The 17,184-nt window shown below is 60.1% G+C and carries 15 protein-coding genes; 9 read left to right on the plus strand and 6 right to left on the minus strand.

Features of this window, described 5'->3' with window-relative positions; translation table 11 throughout:
* Nucleotides 1-293: 293 nt before the first annotated feature.
* Nucleotides 294-1,811 (minus strand): MDR family MFS transporter, encoded by a 1,518-nt coding sequence (locus KGB03_RS20675; RefSeq protein WP_223528626.1) that lies wholly within the window; start codon nt 1,809-1,811, stop codon nt 294-296.
* An 80-nt stretch (nt 1,812-1,891) separates the two neighbouring features.
* The gene (pobA, locus tag KGB03_RS20680; protein ID WP_223528756.1) at nt 1,892-3,076 is read right to left on the minus strand and encodes a 4-hydroxybenzoate 3-monooxygenase; all 1,185 of its coding nucleotides are present in this window, start codon (nt 3,074-3,076) and stop codon (nt 1,892-1,894) included.
* Between the two features lie 188 nt (nt 3,077-3,264).
* Here pobA and KGB03_RS20685 point away from each other — a divergent pair, with 188 nt between their 5' ends.
* Complete coding sequence (locus KGB03_RS20685) at nt 3,265-4,161, plus strand: helix-turn-helix domain-containing protein (RefSeq protein ID WP_223528629.1); 897 nt, start codon at nt 3,265-3,267, stop codon at nt 4,159-4,161.
* A gap of 9 nt (nt 4,162-4,170) precedes the next feature.
* Here KGB03_RS20685 and KGB03_RS20690 read toward each other — a convergent pair whose 3' ends face one another.
* Complete coding sequence (locus tag KGB03_RS20690; protein ID WP_008156066.1) at nt 4,171-4,347, minus strand: hypothetical protein; 177 nt, start codon at nt 4,345-4,347, stop codon at nt 4,171-4,173.
* 230 nt (nt 4,348-4,577) lie between these two features.
* On the minus strand, nt 4,578-5,483 hold the full coding sequence (locus KGB03_RS20695; protein ID WP_218538389.1) for a LysR family transcriptional regulator: 906 nt from the start codon (nt 5,481-5,483) through the stop codon (nt 4,578-4,580).
* Nucleotides 5,484-5,596: 113 nt separating this feature from the next.
* Between KGB03_RS20695 and KGB03_RS20700 the strand changes: the two genes are divergently transcribed.
* Both KGB03_RS20700 and KGB03_RS20705 read left to right on the plus strand, forming a co-directional pair.
* Entirely contained in the window at nt 5,597-6,484 is an 888-nt protein-coding gene (locus tag KGB03_RS20700; RefSeq protein ID WP_223528632.1) for an MBL fold metallo-hydrolase, read from the plus strand.
* A gap of 249 nt (nt 6,485-6,733) precedes the next feature.
* Nucleotides 6,734-7,348: an NAD(P)-dependent oxidoreductase gene (locus tag KGB03_RS20705; protein ID WP_223528636.1), complete on the plus strand. Its 615-nt coding sequence runs from the start codon at nt 6,734-6,736 to the stop codon at nt 7,346-7,348.
* A 132-nt stretch (nt 7,349-7,480) separates the two neighbouring features.
* Here KGB03_RS20705 and KGB03_RS20710 read toward each other — a convergent pair whose 3' ends face one another.
* A complete protein-coding gene (locus KGB03_RS20710; RefSeq protein ID WP_111451953.1) occupies nt 7,481-8,362 on the minus strand; it encodes a LysR substrate-binding domain-containing protein in 882 nt (293 codons plus the stop codon).
* A gap of 159 nt (nt 8,363-8,521) precedes the next feature.
* On the opposite strand from KGB03_RS20710, the gene KGB03_RS20715 reads away from it, so the two are divergent.
* The 6 genes from KGB03_RS20715 (at nt 8,522) to KGB03_RS20740 (ending at nt 15,948) form a co-directional block, all read left to right on the plus strand.
* Complete coding sequence (locus KGB03_RS20715) at nt 8,522-10,159, plus strand: 5-guanidino-2-oxopentanoate decarboxylase (RefSeq protein WP_223528638.1); 1,638 nt, start codon at nt 8,522-8,524, stop codon at nt 10,157-10,159.
* A complete protein-coding gene (locus KGB03_RS20720; RefSeq protein ID WP_223528640.1) occupies nt 10,156-11,604 on the plus strand; it encodes an aldehyde dehydrogenase family protein in 1,449 nt (482 codons plus the stop codon). The genes KGB03_RS20715 and KGB03_RS20720 overlap by 4 nt, the downstream gene beginning before the upstream one ends.
* A 217-nt stretch (nt 11,605-11,821) precedes the next feature.
* Nucleotides 11,822-12,925: an extracellular solute-binding protein gene (locus tag KGB03_RS20725; RefSeq protein ID WP_111451950.1), complete on the plus strand. Its 1,104-nt coding sequence runs from the start codon at nt 11,822-11,824 to the stop codon at nt 12,923-12,925.
* Between the two features lie 195 nt (nt 12,926-13,120).
* Complete coding sequence (locus tag KGB03_RS20730; protein ID WP_140893513.1) at nt 13,121-14,029, plus strand: ABC transporter permease; 909 nt, start codon at nt 13,121-13,123, stop codon at nt 14,027-14,029.
* Nucleotides 14,026-14,874: an ABC transporter permease gene (locus tag KGB03_RS20735; protein ID WP_033057537.1), complete on the plus strand. Its 849-nt coding sequence runs from the start codon at nt 14,026-14,028 to the stop codon at nt 14,872-14,874. Before KGB03_RS20730 ends, KGB03_RS20735 begins: the two co-directional genes overlap by 4 nt.
* Before the next feature lie 18 nt (nt 14,875-14,892).
* A complete protein-coding gene (locus tag KGB03_RS20740) occupies nt 14,893-15,948 on the plus strand; it encodes an ABC transporter ATP-binding protein (protein ID WP_223528643.1) in 1,056 nt (351 codons plus the stop codon).
* 135 nt (nt 15,949-16,083) lie between these two features.
* Here the strand turns inward: KGB03_RS20740 and KGB03_RS20745 are convergent, their stop codons facing one another.
* Complete coding sequence (locus KGB03_RS20745; RefSeq protein ID WP_111451946.1) at nt 16,084-17,013, minus strand: AraC family transcriptional regulator; 930 nt, start codon at nt 17,011-17,013, stop codon at nt 16,084-16,086.
* Nucleotides 17,014-17,184 lie beyond the last annotated feature (171 nt).

The following is a 17,184-nucleotide window of genomic DNA, read 5'->3' on the forward strand; positions in this document are numbered from 1 at the left end:
TGTGTCGGTTGTTGGAGCCTTCAACTTGAGGGGGATTTGGACATATTTTCCGTTTGGTTGATGTTAGACGGCTGTGGCGTTGGGGCAAGGGGCTGAAGACTGGTTTCATCGTGGGAAATCGGTCTGGTTTTTGCGGATGTACCTGTTGAGTGGTGAGGGGCGAAAGGCGAACGCCGATCCCCCTGTGGGAGCGGGCTTGCCCGCGATGGCGGCCTGACAGCCGACCAATCTCTTCCTGCCAAACATCCAATCCCTGTGCGAGCCTGCTCGCGAATGCAGGCGACACGGTCCTTCTACCGAACCTTGTCCTCGCGCCCACGCAATATCCTATCCGGCATGGCAATCGCCGCCGCCAGCCCCAGCAGCGACACCGCCGCACTGACCATCAGCAAATGCCGGAACGTCAGCAACAGCTCAGCACGCAAGGCGTTCTGCGCATCTCCCGGCGCGGCGTTCAAACCATCGAGCAAAACGTTCCCCGAACTGCCCTCGGCAATCATCGAAGAGCCGGCCAGGTGGGCGAAACTTGAGTCCTGCAACAACGCCAGCAGCAGTGCCGACATCAACGCCACGCCCACTGCACCGCCCAGTGAGCGGAACAGGTTGGTGGTGCTGGTGGCGACACCGATGTCCCGTTGTGCCACCGAGTTCTGCGTTCCGACCAGGGAAGTCGGGAACTGCATGCCGCTAGCGATCCCGCTGAGCAACATGAACAGACTACTGAGCACAAAGGCCTGGGGAGGACTGAATGCCATACCGAGAATCGAGATCGGCATGAGCAGGGCGCCGGTCAGAATCATGGGCTTGTAGCGCCCGGTCACCGAGGTTCGGCGGCCGGCGAAATACGCGCCAATCGGCAAACCCATCGCCAGCGGCAACAGGTGCAACGCAGCGCTGTCGGCCCCAGCGCCGGTCACGCTCTGGAAGCGCAGCGGCATCAACACAATCAGCGAGATCGCCTGGAAGCTGGTGAAGAAGATCGTGCACCAGCACAGGATCGCATTGCGATTGGCGAACAAATGCATCGGCAGCAGCGGCTCCCGCGCCCGGCGTTCATGCCAGACGAACAGCGCCAGTACCAACACTGCACAACCGAGCAGGCCCAGCACGTTGGCACTGCGCCACGAATGGCCCTGGCCGACCTGGGTGATGCCCAGCAACAAGGCGGTCAAGCCGATGATCATCAGCACCGTGCCGAGGTAATCGATGATTGGTTTGCGTTGCGGCACTGGCAAACCCACCAGCGTTCTATTGGCCACCAGCCAGGCACCGAGGCCCAACGGCAGGTTGATCAAGAACACCCAGCGCCATGACAGGTACTCGGTCATGTAACCGCCGAGTACCGGGCCGGCCACGCTGGCCACGGCGTACATGCTGCTGAAATAGCCTTGATAGCGGCCACGTTCCCGGGGCGGCACGATGTCGCCAATGATCGCCTGGCTGACCGAAATCATCCCGCCAGCACCGATGCCCTGAAGAATCCGCGCCAGCACCAGCTGCTCCATGCTCTGGGCCATGCCGCAGAAAAACGATGCGACCGTGAACAACCCCATGCCAAACAGCATCAACGTGCGGCGACCGTACAGATCGCCCAATTTGCCGTAGATCGGCACGGCCACCGTCATCGCCACCATGTAGCCGGAAATTACCCAGGCCAGCAGGCTGACGTCCTTGAATTGTGCGGAAATGGCCGGCATCGACACGGCGACGATGGTCTGGTCCAGCGCGCCCAGAAAGATTGCCAGCATCAGGGCGATCAACACGCTGCGAATGGCCGGTTTGGGCGTTTCAGGCTGGTTGAGATTGGTCACGGGTTTGAACCTGCGGACAGTGATTGACCCGCAAGGAGCAAGGCGAGCGGGGATGCTCGCCAGTGTAAGTCGGTAGCAGGCTATTCGATAGCCTCGTATGGAAGGCCGACGTAATTTTCTGCAATGGTTTTTCGACCGGCCTCGGAGTCGACGAAGTACTCCAGTTCTGACTCGGCAATCCGCTGGCTGAAGGCGTCGTGATCATCGAAACGGTGCAGCATCGAGGTCATCCACCAGGAAAACCGTTCGGCTTTCCATACCCGACGCAGGCAGACCTCGGAGTATTTCTCCAGCAAATCCACACGGCCTTCCCGGTAAACCTTCAGCAGAATGTTGAACAGCGTACTGACGTCGCTGGCCGCCAGGTTCAGGCCCTTGGCGCCGGTGGGCGGGACGATGTGCGCGGCGTCGCCGACCAGAAACATCCGCCCGTACTGCATCGGTTCGACGACAAAACTGCGTAACGGCGCGATGCTTTTTTCGATGGAAGGCCCCGTGATCAACGATGCTGCCAAGGCGCCAGGCAGACGGGATTTGAGTTCATCCCAGAAGCGCTGATCAGACCAGTTCTCGACGTGCTCGTCGGCCGGCACCTGGAGGTAATAGCGGGTGCGGGTGGCCGAACGCATGCTGCACAGGGCAAAACCGCGCTCATGCCGGGCGTAAACCAGCTCTTCGTGGACTGGCGGCGTGTCAGCGAGAATGCCGAGCCAGCCAAACGGATAGACCCGCTCGAACACTTTCAGGCACTCGGCGGGAATCGACTGCCGGGCCACGCCATGGAAACCGTCGCACCCGGCGATGTAGTCGCAATCGAGTCGATACAGCTCGCCGTCCTTCTCAAAAGTCACGAACGGTTCTTCGGTTTTCATCCCGTGAGGAACGACGTTGCGTGCCTCGTAAATCGTCTGCGCACCGGCCTCCCGACGAGCGGCCATCAGGTCGCGGGTGACCTCGGTCTGACCGTAGATCATCACCGTTTTGCCACCGGTCAGGGCTTGCAGATCGATGTGTACGCGGCGTCCGTCGAGGGCCAGTTCGAAGCCTGTGTGGACCAGCCCTTCGGCGTCCATGCGCTGACCCACCCCGGCCTGGCGCAACAGCTCTACCATGCCTTGTTCGAGGACACCGGCACGGATTCGTCCGAGCACATAGTCCGGGGTCTGGCGTTCGAGAATGAGGGTGTCGATGCCGGCGTTGTGCAGCAATTGGCCGAGCAATAAACCGGACGGACCGGCGCCGATAATGGCGATTTGGGTTTTCAGCATTTTCATTGTTTTTATGACTCGCAAGCTTCACACGACCAGGGCCGGTGAATAATTTTTATGGATCGAGTGCTTGCATTTTTCTCTCGCGAGTCTGTCAATTGAAGGGGAAAACTGAGCCGATACCTGTACATTCTGCCAATCGGTGCGATTATCGCCCGCCTACCCCCGAGGCCTGGATTGAAGTGATGAACAAGCCTGACCTACCTTCGATTCCAGTGTTCAAGCTCTACGGTGAAAGCCTGGATTGGCCGACCCCGGACTTGCTGCACTGTGAAACCATTTCCAAACGCAGCCGCGAACACCAATGGGAAATCAAACCCCACCGCCACGCCGATTTGTGTCAGTTGCTCTTCGTATTCAAAGGTCAGGCAGAGCTTGAAATCGAAGGCAAACGTACGCAGCTGACCGAGCCGGCGATCCTGGTTTTGCCGCCGTTATCGGTGCATGGCTATCGGTTTTCCGAGGACGTCGAAGGATTTGTCGTGACCCTTGCCGCGCCGCTGATTGCTCATCTTCAGGCGCAACTGGGCAACTCGGTGAACGCACTGGCCCAGGCCGAGAGTTATCCGGCGGGCAAGGAAGGCGAATACCTCAACAGTCTGTTTTCAGCGCTGCAAGACGAATACACCGGCCACCAGCCGGCTCGCGAAATGCTCATGCATTCGCTGGTCAGCGTGATCATGGTGTGGGTCAGCCGCCAGGTGATTTCCCGCCGCAACGCCAGCCAGCGTCCGCAACGTGCCCGGGAATACCTCAACGGTTTTATCCAACTGGTGGAAGAGACCTATCGCCAGCACGTCAAGGTCGAAGACCTGGCCCATCGGCTGGGGATTTCCGTGTCCCACCTCAACGGCACCTGCCGTGAGCTGGCGGGACAACCGGCGCTGCAGATCATGCACGAACGTCAATTGCTGGAGGCCAAGCGCTTGCTGACCTACACCAGCATGACCATTTATGAAATGTCCGACGTGTTGGGGTTCTCTGATCCGACCAACTTCACGCGCCTGTTCCGGCGTCGAGTGGGGATCTCGCCCAAGGCATTTCGCGACCGCTTGAAGGCTGATCAGGATAACGAGGCCTGATCCCCTTCGTTACTTGAGGGCGTTGAGGGTCGCGTTGTGGGGAATACAGCGTTCGAAGTTGCAGCTTGCGTATTCACGGGGTACTTGTCGCAACTGCTCAACGCGCCAGGCCGCGGTGCCATACAGCGCGAGCGTGGCCGCGCAGGTGATGAAAATCGCGAGGTATCTTCTTGTTTTGATGTTCATGGCGTTGACCTCTGAACGAATACCCTTCGGTACTACTTTCAGCATAGGTCAGCACCAGTGAGTTGCCAGCAACGCGGCTTGCGTATGTACCCCGACATTCAGAGCGCTGATACCCCCTGTGGGAGCGGCGGTGCGGCGATCCGACTTGCTCGCGAATGCGGTGGGTCAGCAACATCGTTATTGAATGATCAACCGCTATCGCGAGCAAGCCCGCTCCCACAGGGGTCTCCTTAAAGTCCGATATCCCACTCCGGCTCCTCGGGGAATCTGAGCACCAGAAAATCCAGCATGCTGCGCAACGCCGCCGGCATGTGTTTGCGTGAGGCATACACCGCGTAAATGTTCATCTGCCGGGGTTCGGCGTGGGGCAGCAGGCGGATCAGTTCGCCGCTGTGGATATGCACGCCGGCCTGATAACTGGGGAGCATCGCCACCCCGGCGCCGGCCATTGCCGCGCGCGCCAACGTGCTGGCTTCGTTGGCGCTGATGTTGCCTTGCACCGGCACTGACACCTGCTCACCGTCCTCCTCGAAATGCCAGAGGCTTTTGCCGAAGTAGGAGTGGGTCAGGCAATTGTGCTGGCTCAGGTCTTCGACCCGCAGCGGTGTCGGGTGTTCGAGCAGATAAGCGGGGGAGGCGCAGATCACCGAGCGGCAGACTGTCAGCCGTCGCGCGATCAGGTTCGGGTCCAGGTCGTTGCTGGTGCGGATCGCCAGATCGATGCGCTCATCCACCAGGTTCACCGTGCGGTCGAGCATCTGCAGGTCGATGCTGACGCCGGGATAACGTTTGACATAAGCGGCCATGGCATCCGCCAGTTGTGCCTGACCGAACGAAGTACTGACGCTGATCCGCAGCAGCCCGCGCGGCGCATCGTCCGGTTCGGTGACAGCGGCTTGCATGTCTGTGGACAGGTCGAGCATCTGCCGACATCGAGGCAGGATTTCACTGCCGGCGGCCGTCAGGCTCAGCTTGCGCGTGGTGCGATGCATCAGGCGGGCGCCGACCCAATCCTCCAACTCCGCCAGATAGCGCGAAACCACTGGCCGAGACAGGTCCAGGTGATCGGCGGCAGCCGACTGGCTGCCGAGGTCAACCACCGTGACGAACACCCGCATTGCTTGTAGACGATCCATGATTTGCCCGCTTTCAGAAACAAACTATGTTCAAGCATCGCATTTTTTGTACTGAGTCATGCAACTAAGCTCTGTCCATCGCCAAGCACGGCATTCGGACACCGGAGCAACAGATGATCGGCTTCACCTCGCTTAAACGTATTTTGCTGGCCACCGCCACCCTCGGTTTCGCCGCCCACGCAGCGGCTGCATCGACCCTGACCCTGGACGTCTACAACCCGGGCGACAAGGCGATCTTCCCGGTGACCTCGGTGTTGGTCAGCGGCGAGAAAGACGCGATTTTGGTGGACGCACAATTTGGCAAATCCCAGGCCGAGCAAGTGGTCGAAAAGATCCGCGCCAGCGGCAAGCAACTGACCACCATCTACATCAGCCACGGTGACCCGGATTACTACTTCGGCCTCGACACCCTGACCGCCGCATTCCCCAACGCCAAAGTGCTCGCCTCGCAGCCGACCGTGGACCACATCCAGAAAACCATCGACGGCAAACTGGCGTTCTGGGGGCCGAAAATGGGCGCTGACGTGCCAGCCAAAACCATGGTGCCGGATGTACTCAAGGGCGACACCCTGACGCTTGAAGGGCAGAAGTTGCAGGTGGTGGGGCTGGACGGCAAGCAGCCGGATCGCAGCTTCGTCTGGATTCCGTCGATCAAGGCTGTGGTCGGTGGCGTCGTCGTCGCAGAAAACATTCACGTGTGGATGGCCGACACCCAGACGCCGCAGTCCCATGCCGATTGGCTGACTACGCTGCATTCCATCGAAACCCTGAAACCGAAAACCATCGTGCCGGGTCATTACCTCGGTGAGAGCGCTCGTTCGCTGGCCGCCGTGCAGTTCACCGCCGATTACATCAAGGCCTTCGACGAAGAAACCGCCAAGGCAAAAGACGCTGCCGCGCTGATCGCCGCGATGAAAAAACGCTACCCGACGCTGGGTGAAGAAAGCTCGCTTGAACTGAGCGCCAAAGTCGCCAAGGGCGAGATGAAGTGGGGTGAATGAGTAATGTGGTGAGGGGATTAACTGTTGCTGTTGGACTTGTCTGTGGCTGTAGGGCTTTCCTGTGGCGAGGGGATTTATCCCCGTTCGGCTGCGAAGCAGTCGTCAACGCTTGGGACTGCTGCGCAGTCCAACGGGGATAAATCCCCTCGCCACAGATAAATCCCCTTTCCACAGATAGAGCCCTTCACCACAAAGTCCTTTCATCATCCAGATTTGTACTGATTCACCAAAATCCAACTGGAGAATGTCATGAGCAAAATCGCAATCATTGGTGCCACCGGTCGTGCCGGTAGCCAACTGCTGGAAGAAGCCCTGCGTCGTGGTCACAGCGTTACCGCGATCGCCCGCGACACTTCGAAGATCAGTCAGCGTGCCGGTGTGGTCGCCAAGAATGTCGATGCCCTCGATGCCGAAGCGTTGCAAGCGGCAGTCGCTGGTCATGACGTGGTGATCAGCGCTGCGCACTTCGCGACCCTTCCTGCCAGCGCCGTGATCGGGCCGGTGAAACAGGCCGGCGTCAAACGCCTACTGGTGGTGGGCGGTGCCGGTTCGCTGTTGCTGCCGGACGGAACCCGGGTCATCGACAGCGAAGGGTTTCCGCAGGCGTACAAGGCTGAGGCCAGTGCCGGTGCGCTGTTCCTGGAAAACTTGCGGCAGGAAAAAGACCTGGACTGGACCTTTGTGTCGCCGTCGGCAGAGTTTGTCGAAGGTGAGCGCACGGGGACGTTTCGGGTTGGCAAAGATGATTTGCTGGTGAGTAGCGAAGGGCGGAGCTGGATCACTTTTGCCGATTATGCGATTGCGATGATCGATGAAGTGGAAGCGCCGAAGCACCCTCGGCAGCGGTTCACAGTCGGATACTGAATCCACTGAAAACTAATGTGGGAGCGAGCCTGCTCGCGAAGACGGACTTACATTCAACATAGATGTCGACTGTCTGGACGCCTTCGCGAGCAGGCTCGCTCCCACAGGGTTACGCGCCAAGCCTTCAGAGCATTAGCGCGCCTGAGCCTGCTCCACCAACCACCCCATCAATTCACGCAACTTCGGCGAAGGCCCGGGTTTCTCGGGGAAAACCAGGTAATACGCCAACCCGGTTTTCACCTTCAATTCAAACGGCATGACCAGCCGCCCGGCACTCAAATCATCGCCGATCAACGACCAATCCCCGATCGCCACGCCTGTCCCTTGGGACGCCATCGACATCGCCAGGTCCAGCGTTTCGAAATGCTGACCCTTGCCGACATTGCTCAAGCGAATATCCGCAGTGGCCAGCCAGGCCTTCCAGTCCCGTTCATCCCGTGTCGGGTGCAGCAGCATGTGCTGTTCCAGATCCTGCGGCGTCATCAGCGGCACTGGACCTTCCAGCAGAGGTTTGGAGCAGACCGGCGTCAATTGCTCATCGAACAAATGAAAAGAGGCCAGCGCGCTGTCCGGTGGTGCGCCGTACATCACCGCCGCATCGAACTGCTCGCGATGAAAATCCACACCGTGCTTGACCGTGGTGGTCAATTGCACCGGCACATCCGGGCGCTCCCGTTGCCACTGCACCAACCGTGGCAACAGCCAGCGCATGACACACGTCGGGGCCTTGAGTTGCAGGGTTTCGCGCTTCTCGCCGATCTGCTCCACGGCTTCGTCGATCAAGCCGAAAATCTGCTGGACCCGTGGCAGCCATTCCCGTCCTTCGGCCGTCAGGTCAAGGCCGCGGGCCTGGCGAATGAACAGTTCATAACCCAGATGTTCTTCCAGCCCGGCGATCTGCCGACTCACCGCACCTTGGGTGATGTACAGCTGTTCGGCAGCACGGGTGAAGTTGCAGCACTGCGCGGTAATCAGAAAAGTGTGCAGCGCCGGCAGGGGAGGCAATCGTTTCATTGGGATCCAAGGTATGACGTGAGGACATGGCTAGTATGACTTTTTATCCATTGTTGCGGCTACGTGTCGCCCGTTCCAATGAGGCCATCCCTGGACCTGCCCACTCATCATAAACACTGCGCAGGTCCGGCGTCTCAAACGAACAAAAAGGGCAAAGACATGGCGACGTGCGGCGAAGTATTGGTCAAGTTACTCGAAGATTACGGGGTTGAGCAGGTGTTCGGCATTCCCGGGGTTCACACCGTGGAGCTGTATCGCGGGCTGGCCCGTTCGAGCATTAACCACGTCACTCCGCGTCACGAACAGGGCGCCGGTTTCATGGCCGACGGTTACGCTCGCACCAGCGGCAAACCGGGTGTGTGCTTCATCATCACCGGCCCTGGCATGACCAACATCACCACCGCCATGGGCCAGGCCTACGCCGATTCGATCCCGATGCTGGTGATCTCCAGCGTGCAATCGCGCAGCCAGTTGGGCGGCGGTCGCGGCAAGCTGCACGAGCTGCCGAACCAGAGCGCATTGGTCGGCGGTGTTGCGGCGTTTTCCCACACCTTGATGTCGGCGGCTGAATTGCCGGGCGTCCTGGCTCGCGCTTTTGCACTGTTCCAGGCCGGCCGTCCGCGTCCTGTGCATATCGAAATTCCGTTGGACGTGCTGGTAGAAGAGGCCGATGACCTGCTCGCCAGCGTACCCGTGAACATCGACCGCGCCGGTGCCTCGCCGAGCGCAATCAGCCGCATGACCGCGCTGCTGGCCGGTGCCAAGCGTCCACTGATTCTCGCCGGTGGCGGCGCCATCGATGCCGCCGCCGAGTTGACTGAACTGGCCGAACGGCTGGACGCCCCGGTGGCCCTGACCATCAATGCCAAAGGCATGCTCGAATCCAATCACCCGTTGCTGATCGGCTCGACCCAAAGCCTGGTCGCGACTCGCGCTTTGGTGGCTGAAGCCGACGTGGTGCTGGCGATCGGCACCGAACTGGCCGAAACCGATTACGACATCACCTTCGCCGGCGGTTTCGAGATTCCTGGCGTGCTGCTGCGTGTGGACATCGACCCCGACCAGACCGTGCGCAACTACCCGCCGAAAGTCGCATTGGTAGCCGACTCGCGCAACGCCGCCCAAGCCTTGCTGAGCGAACTGTCCCGCCACTCGCTGGCCGAGCGCCGCAACGATTGGGGCCAGGTCCGTGCCGCACGCTTGCGCGACGAACTGGCCGCCACCTGGGATGCGCCGACCCTGGCCCAGACCCGTTTCCTGGAAACGGTTCTGCACGAACTGCCAAACGCAGTCTTCGTCGGCGATTCGACCCAACCGGTGTACACCGGCAACCTGACCTTCAATCCGGAGCGCCCGCGTCGCTGGTTCAACTCGTCCACCGGTTACGGCACCCTCGGTTACGCCTTGCCGGCAGCGATTGGCGCCTGGCTCGGCGGCAGCGTTGAAAACGGCGCACGACCTCCGGTGGTGTGCCTGATCGGCGACGGCGGCCTGCAATTTACCCTGCCGGAACTGGCCAGCGCCGTTGAAGCGCGCACGCCGGTGATCGTCCTGCTGTGGAATAACCAGGGCTACGAAGAGATCAAGAAATACATGGTCAACCGCGACATCGAGCCGGTTGGCGTGGATATCTACACCCCGGACTTTATCGGTGTGGCCAAGGCGTTGGGCTGTGCAGCCGAAGCCGTCTGCGGTGTCGAGCAACTGCGCAGCGCACTGCGCGCTGCCACCGATCGCCAGGGGCCGACCCTGATTGAAATCGATCAGACTGTTTGGATGAAGGCGGTGTCGAAATGAGTTTTCCAACCACTCTTGATGGCCTGTACATCAACGGCCAATGGTCCGCGGGCAACGAACACCTGCGCGTGATCAACCCGGCGACCGAAGCCCTGTTGACCACCGTGAACGGCGGCGATGAACATGCAGTCGATCAAGCCGTTACTGCCGCGACCAACGCCTTCAAGGAATGGTCGACAACCACCGGCGCCGAGCGCGGCGCGATCCTGCGCAAAATCGCTGCGGGCGTGCAGGCCGGTCGCGAACAGTTGATGCATCTGCAATCGAGCAACAACGGCAAACCGCTGTTCGAAGCGGCCATCGATGTCGACGACGTGATCGCCACCTTCGAGTACTACGCAGGTCTGGCCGAAGGCCTCGATGCCAAGCAAGACAGCAACGTCGAGCTGCCAACCGACGACTTCAGCGCTCGTGTACGCCGCGAGCCGTGCGGTGTCGTCGGCCTGATCGTGCCGTGGAACTTCCCGATGGTCACCACCGCCTGGAAACTCGCCCCGGCCCTGGCCGCCGGTTGCTGCGTGGTGCTCAAGCCGTCAGAAGTGACGCCGCTGCCGGAACTGGAACTGGCGACGATCATCGCCGAGGCCGGCCTGCCCAAGGGCGTGTTCAACCTGGTGTGCGGCACGGGTCTGGCGGTCGGTGCGCCGTTGTCGGCCGACCCGCGCATCGCCAAGATTTCCTTCACCGGCAGCAACGCGGTCGGTGTTCAAGTCATGCAACGTGCCGCAGAAACCGTGAAGGGTGTGAGCCTGGAACTGGGCGGCAAATCCTCGCTGCTGGTGCTCAAAGACGCTGACATCGAGCTGGCCGTGGAAGTGGCCTGTGGTGGCGGCTTCTTCAACGCCGGGCAGATGTGTTCGGCCACCAGCCGCGTGCTGGTCGCCGATGAACTGGCGGACGAATTCCTCATCCGTTTGAAGGCCCGCGCCGAAGCCATTCGCGTGGCCGACCCGTTCGACCCGAACGTGGAAATGGGCGCACTGGTCAACCAAGCGCAATACCAGCGCGTGCTGGGGCACATCGATCGCGGTTTGAGTGCCGGCGCCAAACTGGTGTGCGGCGGCAATCGTCCGGCAGACCTGCCGCGCGGTTATTTTTTGCAGCCGACAATTTTCACAGACGTGCCCCCAGGCAGTGCGCTGTGGTGCGAAGAGATTTTCGGCCCGGTGCTCTGCGTGCGCAGTTTTGCCAGCGAAGCCGAGGCGATTGCCCTGGCCAATGACAGCCAGTTCGGCCTGGTGGCCAGCGTGGTCACCCGCGACGCCGAAGCGGCAGATCGGGTCGCCAACGCCTTGCAGGCGGGGCTTGTGTGGATCAACGCGCCGCAAGTGATCTTCCCGCAGACCGCTTGGGGTGGCTACAAACAGAGCAGCATCGGCCGCGAATTGGGGCCTTGGGGCTTGCAGGCTTTCCAGGAAATCAAACACGTGATTCGGGCTGTCTGACGGCACGAAAAAGGTGAGCGCATGCCTCGTGATGAGGCATGCGCTGGCGTCATGGCTTCGATGAGTTTTTATCGATAGTCAGGTGTTTTACACGACCTCAGGATGAACTCGCTGGCTCAGCCAAACCCCCGAAAATACGGGGGCTAATGCTGAATCGGTCGCGCGGATGCAACAGTTTCGACCTGCCTTATACCTACAAAAACAAAGGGAGTCCGTAATGGGCGAACATGATCTGAACAGACGTCAATTCATCAAGACCGTAGGCGTAGCCTCGGTGGCCGCGGCCGCCATGAGCATGCCGTTCATCAAGGCCAATGCCAGCGACACACGCTTTGCGGGCAAGACCCTGCGTTTGCTGACCTGGTCCGATGACACCGGCCTGGCAGCCCTGCGTAATATCGCCGCGACCTTCGAAGACAAGTACGGCTGCAAGGTCATCGCTGACCGCACCGGCAGCACCTCGGAAATGGTCGCCAAACTCAAGGCCGGCGGTGATCGTCCACAGTACGACATCATCACCCTGGCCGGCGTCGGCGCCGAAGGTCTGGCCGCCGCCAACCTGCTGGAAAAACCCGACCTCAACCGCATTCCCAACCTGGTCGACGTGCCGGAAAAATACCGCACCGGCGCCAATGGCCACGGCATCGGTTACCTGCTCTGGTGCAACAGCCTGGTTTACAGCACGCGCACTCAGAAAGAAGCGCCGGACAGCTACGCCGCCCTGTGGGACGCGGACCTGGCACCGAACATCTTCCTGCCGCCGCCAAACTGGACCGAGGCCATGGACCTGATCATCATCGCCGCCAAACTGGCCGGTGGTGACGAACACAACATTGAGCCGGGCTTCAAGAAACTCGCCGAGCTGAAAGATCGCGTAGTGACCCTGGGTGAAAACCCGAACCAGATCGCCGAACTGTTCCGCACCGGTTCGTTGGACATGGGCGGCCTGTATGCGCCGGCATTCTTCCCGAAACAGATCCGCGATCCAGCCTACGGTCTAAGTGCAACCTTTGGCATGAAGGAAGGTTTCTACACCGACTTGATGCAATCGGTGATGCCGAAGAACCGTCCGGGCGACACCGACATGGCCTACGCCTTCATCAACCACTCTCTGGACCCGTTGGTGCAGGGCAAGATGGCTGAAGACATCTACAACGGCCCGGTCAACGCCAAGGCGATCATCTCCGCCGAAGCGCGCAAGAGCCCGTTCATCCTCACGCCAGAGCAGATTGCCGAGAAGGCGATCATGCACGACAACGCCTTCCTGGCCACCGTGCATGACCAATGGATTCGTCGTTACACGGAAATCTTTTCTTCCTGATCGAGTGGCGTACGCAAGCCTTCTGGGACACCACAAATCCAATGTGGGAGCGGGCTTGCTCGCGAATGCGGTGTGACATTCAACATTGATGTCGACTGACACAGCCTCTTCGCGAGCAAGCCCGCTCCCACAGGGTTCAACGTGGTTTCAAGTCTTGTGTTCGTTCAGCTGCTTTCCATTGACGAGACCCTTGCTATGGAACACCAACCTCTGACTCATCCGGTCGTCGCCGCTACAGTGCGCACCAATCGGGGTGTTTCGCCGACGACGCGTGCCTGGATTTTCCTCTCGCCGTCGATGCTGTTTCTGGGCGTACTGATCGCCGCCAGCCTGCTGGTACTGCGCATGAGCGTGGGCACCAAAGGCGCGGAATGGACCGGGTTCAGCCTGGCCAGTTATGCCCAGCTGCTGGAACCGTACTACCTCAAATCCTTGCTGCTGACCCTGCGCCTGGCCTTGATCAGCGCGGTGATCGCGGTCGTGTTGGCGATCCCGGTGGCCTACACCATGTCGCGGCTGACCTCGCCGTTCGTGCGGCGAATCTTCCTCGCGGCGGTGCTGCTGCCATTGCTGGTCAACCTGTTGCTGCAAAGCTATGGCTGGCTGGTGATTCTGGGACCTGGCGGGATGCTCAATCAGGCGTTGATGGGCCTGGGCCTGATCAAGCGTCCGATCATGCTGCTCTACAACCAGAACGGCGTACTGATGGGCCTGGTGCAAACCGCGTTCCCGTTGGCTGTGCTGCCGATTGCCAGCGCCATGCGCGGCGTCGCCCGTACCTATGAAGAAGCCGCTGCAACCCTGGGTGCCAGCCGTTTGCAGGTATTCCGTCAGGTGGTGCTGCCAATGAGCATGCCGGGGATCATTACCGGCGCGACGTTGGTATTCGCCTACAACGCCAGCAGCTTCGTGGTGCCCTTGCTGCTCGGTGGCCGACGCGTGCCGATGCTGGCCGTGATGGTCCATGACCAGATCGCCCCGCTGATGAACTGGCCCGCCGCCTCCGCTGCCGGTGTGGTGCTGATTGTCACCACGCTCGCAATCATGACCTTGTCCGAATACATCACTGGCCGTCGTCGGCGCATGCTGGAGGCTTCCCAATGAGCACCCTGATCAAGAAACGTTATGGGCTGCTGCCCGGCGAGACCGGCAAGTTTGCCGGCATCCTCTCGGGCTTCATCCTGCTGCTGGCGGTGTTGCCGATCCTGACCATGATCGTGATGTCGTTCAGCGGTGCGTCGAACCTCGACTTCCCACCGAGCAGTTACAGCCTGCAATGGTACAAGGCTGCCTGGCACACCTTCGTGTCGCCGGATGCAAGCGATGTGCTGAGCCTCGGTAAAGCCATGACCACCAGCCTGATGGTGGCGTGCCTGACCATGGTGTTTGCGACGATTGTGGCGGTGCCGGCCGCTTACGCGCTGACCCGTTGCGAGTTCCGCGGCAAAGCCGTGGCGCTGCAACTGATGTCGCTGCCATTGGTGTTCCCGATGGTGGTGTTGGGGTTGGCTTTATTGCTGGTGTTTGACAGCCTGCCCTTTCAAATCACAACGTCGCGGCTGGTGATTGCCCACGTGATCCTGGCGCTGCCGTTCGTGGTGAAAAACTGTACTGCTGCGATGCTCTCCATCGGCAGCGAAGTCGAAGAAGCCGCGCAAATGCTGGGTGCTTCACCGACCCGGGCGATTATCGATGTGGTGGTGCCGTTGATGAAGTCGGGGATTCTGGCGGGGATGCTGCTGGCGTTCATCGTCTCGTTCAACGAATTCACCGTGACCTACTTCCTCTACACCATCGACGTCATGACCGTGCCGATCTGGATGTACAGCCGCACCGTGTCTTCGCTCGACCCAACCGTATTTTCGTTTGCCGTGCTGATCGTGCTGATCGACTTCGTGCTCATTTGGGCGCTGGAAAAGTTGGTTGGCGAAGGCGGCGTTTCGTTCTGATTTCTTGAGGTGATTCAAATGACTGGTCTGATTCTGGAAAACGTCGAGAAACATTACGGCTCGGCCTGCGCGGTAAAGGATGTAAACCTGCATTTGCCTGAGGGCAAACTGGTGTGTTTCCTCGGCCCGTCGGGCTGCGGCAAAACCACCTTGCTGCGAATGATTGCAGGGCTCGAAACCCTGAGCGGCGGCGAGATTCGCCTGGATGGTGAAGACATCGGCCACACGCCGGCGCATCAACGTAATTTCGGCATGGTGTTTCAATCCCTGGCGCTGTTCCCGCACATGACAGTGGGGGAGAACATCGCCTATCCGCTGAAACTGCGTGGCGTCAGCAAGGCCGATCAGCAGGCGCGGGTGGTGGAGTTGCTCGAACTGATTCAGCTGAGCGAGATGATTGATCGCCCGGTGGCCAAACTCTCCGGTGGTCAACGTCAGCGCGTTGCGATTGCCCGGGCGATTGCCTCGCGGCCGAAAATCCTGCTGCTGGATGAGCCGCTGTCGGCGCTCGACGCCAAGCTGCGCGAATCGATGCAGGTGGAAATCCGTCAGCTGCAACAACGCTTGAACATCACCACCATCATGGTGACTCACGACCAGCGTGAAGCCATGACCATGGCGGATATCGTTGTGGTGTTGGGTGAACATCGGGTGCAGCAAGTGGGCACGCCGATTGAGATTTATCGTCATCCTGCCAATGAATTTGTTGCGGACTTTATTGGCTCGGGCAACATTTTCCCGGCCACCGCGCTGGGCAACGGCAAGGTCGGGTTGCCGGGTGGCGATGCGTTGGAAGTGCCGATCTGCAGCAGCATTGTGGTGGGTGAGAAGGTGAAGATGCTGATTCGCCCTGAGGACCTGCAACTGTCGCATCCACAGGCGACGGCGGGGAATCGGCTGCTCGGTAAGGTGACGTTTGTGCGTGATATTGGCGCGACGATTGAAACGACCGTGGAGTGTTCCGGGGTGTCGTTTACGGCGTTGAGTACGCCGTGTCAGGGGTTTGGGTTGAGCATTGGCAATCCGGTGTCAGTGACCCTTCCAGCGGAGGCGTGCCGAGTACTAAGCGCCTGACTCTTAGAGGTGGATTGACTGTAGTGGCCTCTTCGCGAGCAAGCCCGCTCCCACATTGGATTTGTGAACACCACAGATCACTGTGGGAGCGGGCTTGCTCGCGAAGGCGTAAGTCGCAGCACCACAAAAACTGAATCAGACTGACAACCGCAACCGCGCCAAATCCCGGAGCGGCGGAGCCCCGAACAATCGGCTGTACTCACGGCTGAATTGCGACGGACTTTCATACCCCACCCGATACCCCGCCGCCGAAGCCTCCAAGCCTTCCGCCAGCATCAACCGTCGCGCTTCTTGCAGGCGCAGTTGCTTCTGATACTGCAACGGACTCATCGCCGTCATCGCCTTGAAGCGGTGATGCAACGTCGACACGCTCAGGTTCACTTCCTTCGCCAGATCATCGATGCGCAGCGGCTGTTCATAGTTGCCATTGAGCCATTTGATCGCCTGGCTGATGCGATGGCTCTGGCTGTTGGCGATAGCGATTTCGTACAGCCGATGGCCCTGCTGACTGCGCAACAACCGATAAAGAATCTCCCGGCGAATCAGCGGCGCGAGCATGGCGATGTCTTTCGGCGCATCCAGCAAGCGTGCCAGACGCAACACCGCATCGAGCATCGCGGTGTCGATCCGTTCGACGTACAAGCCGCGCCCCGTTGGCCGGGTGGGCACACCGAGAGGACCGGCATCGGCAATCAGCGCGGAGATTTCCGCCGGGTCGATATCCAGCCGCACCGCGAGGATCGGTTCTTCAGACGTGACGTTCACCACGCGTCCGCTCAATGGCATCGAGACGGAGACCACCAGGTAGTTCAGCGGATCGTAATTGAAGTATTCATCGGCCAGCCTGACCTCTTTACGGCCCTGCGCCATGATGCACAGCGCGGGTTGCGCCAGTACCGGGGCAAACTCATGGGACTGGCTATGGCGAGACATGAAGAGCGAGCCGACGGCAGTGGCATAAGTGCCATCCTCCGCCGTGTTATGGCGAATGATAGCGGCCAGTTCTGCGCGCTGTTTCTCCATGTCGGCGTCCAGCGGGGCTTGAAAATGATCGAGCGACGACATGCAAGGCATCCTCGGTGGGGCGTCAGTAATGAGGTGAGCTTAAGTTTGTGCAAGACGAAGCGGTAGACACATCCTGCCTCAACCTTGCCTGATTCTGCACGGAGTGAATTGACGGCACCTCTATGACAGGCCAACCCAAGGAAAACTTGCTTGAAAGCCCTGTTTCATTGG

Origin of the sequence: Pseudomonas sp. BF-B-26 (assembly GCF_019956495.1) — a bacterium.
Lineage (GTDB): Bacteria > Pseudomonadota > Gammaproteobacteria > Pseudomonadales > Pseudomonadaceae > Aquipseudomonas.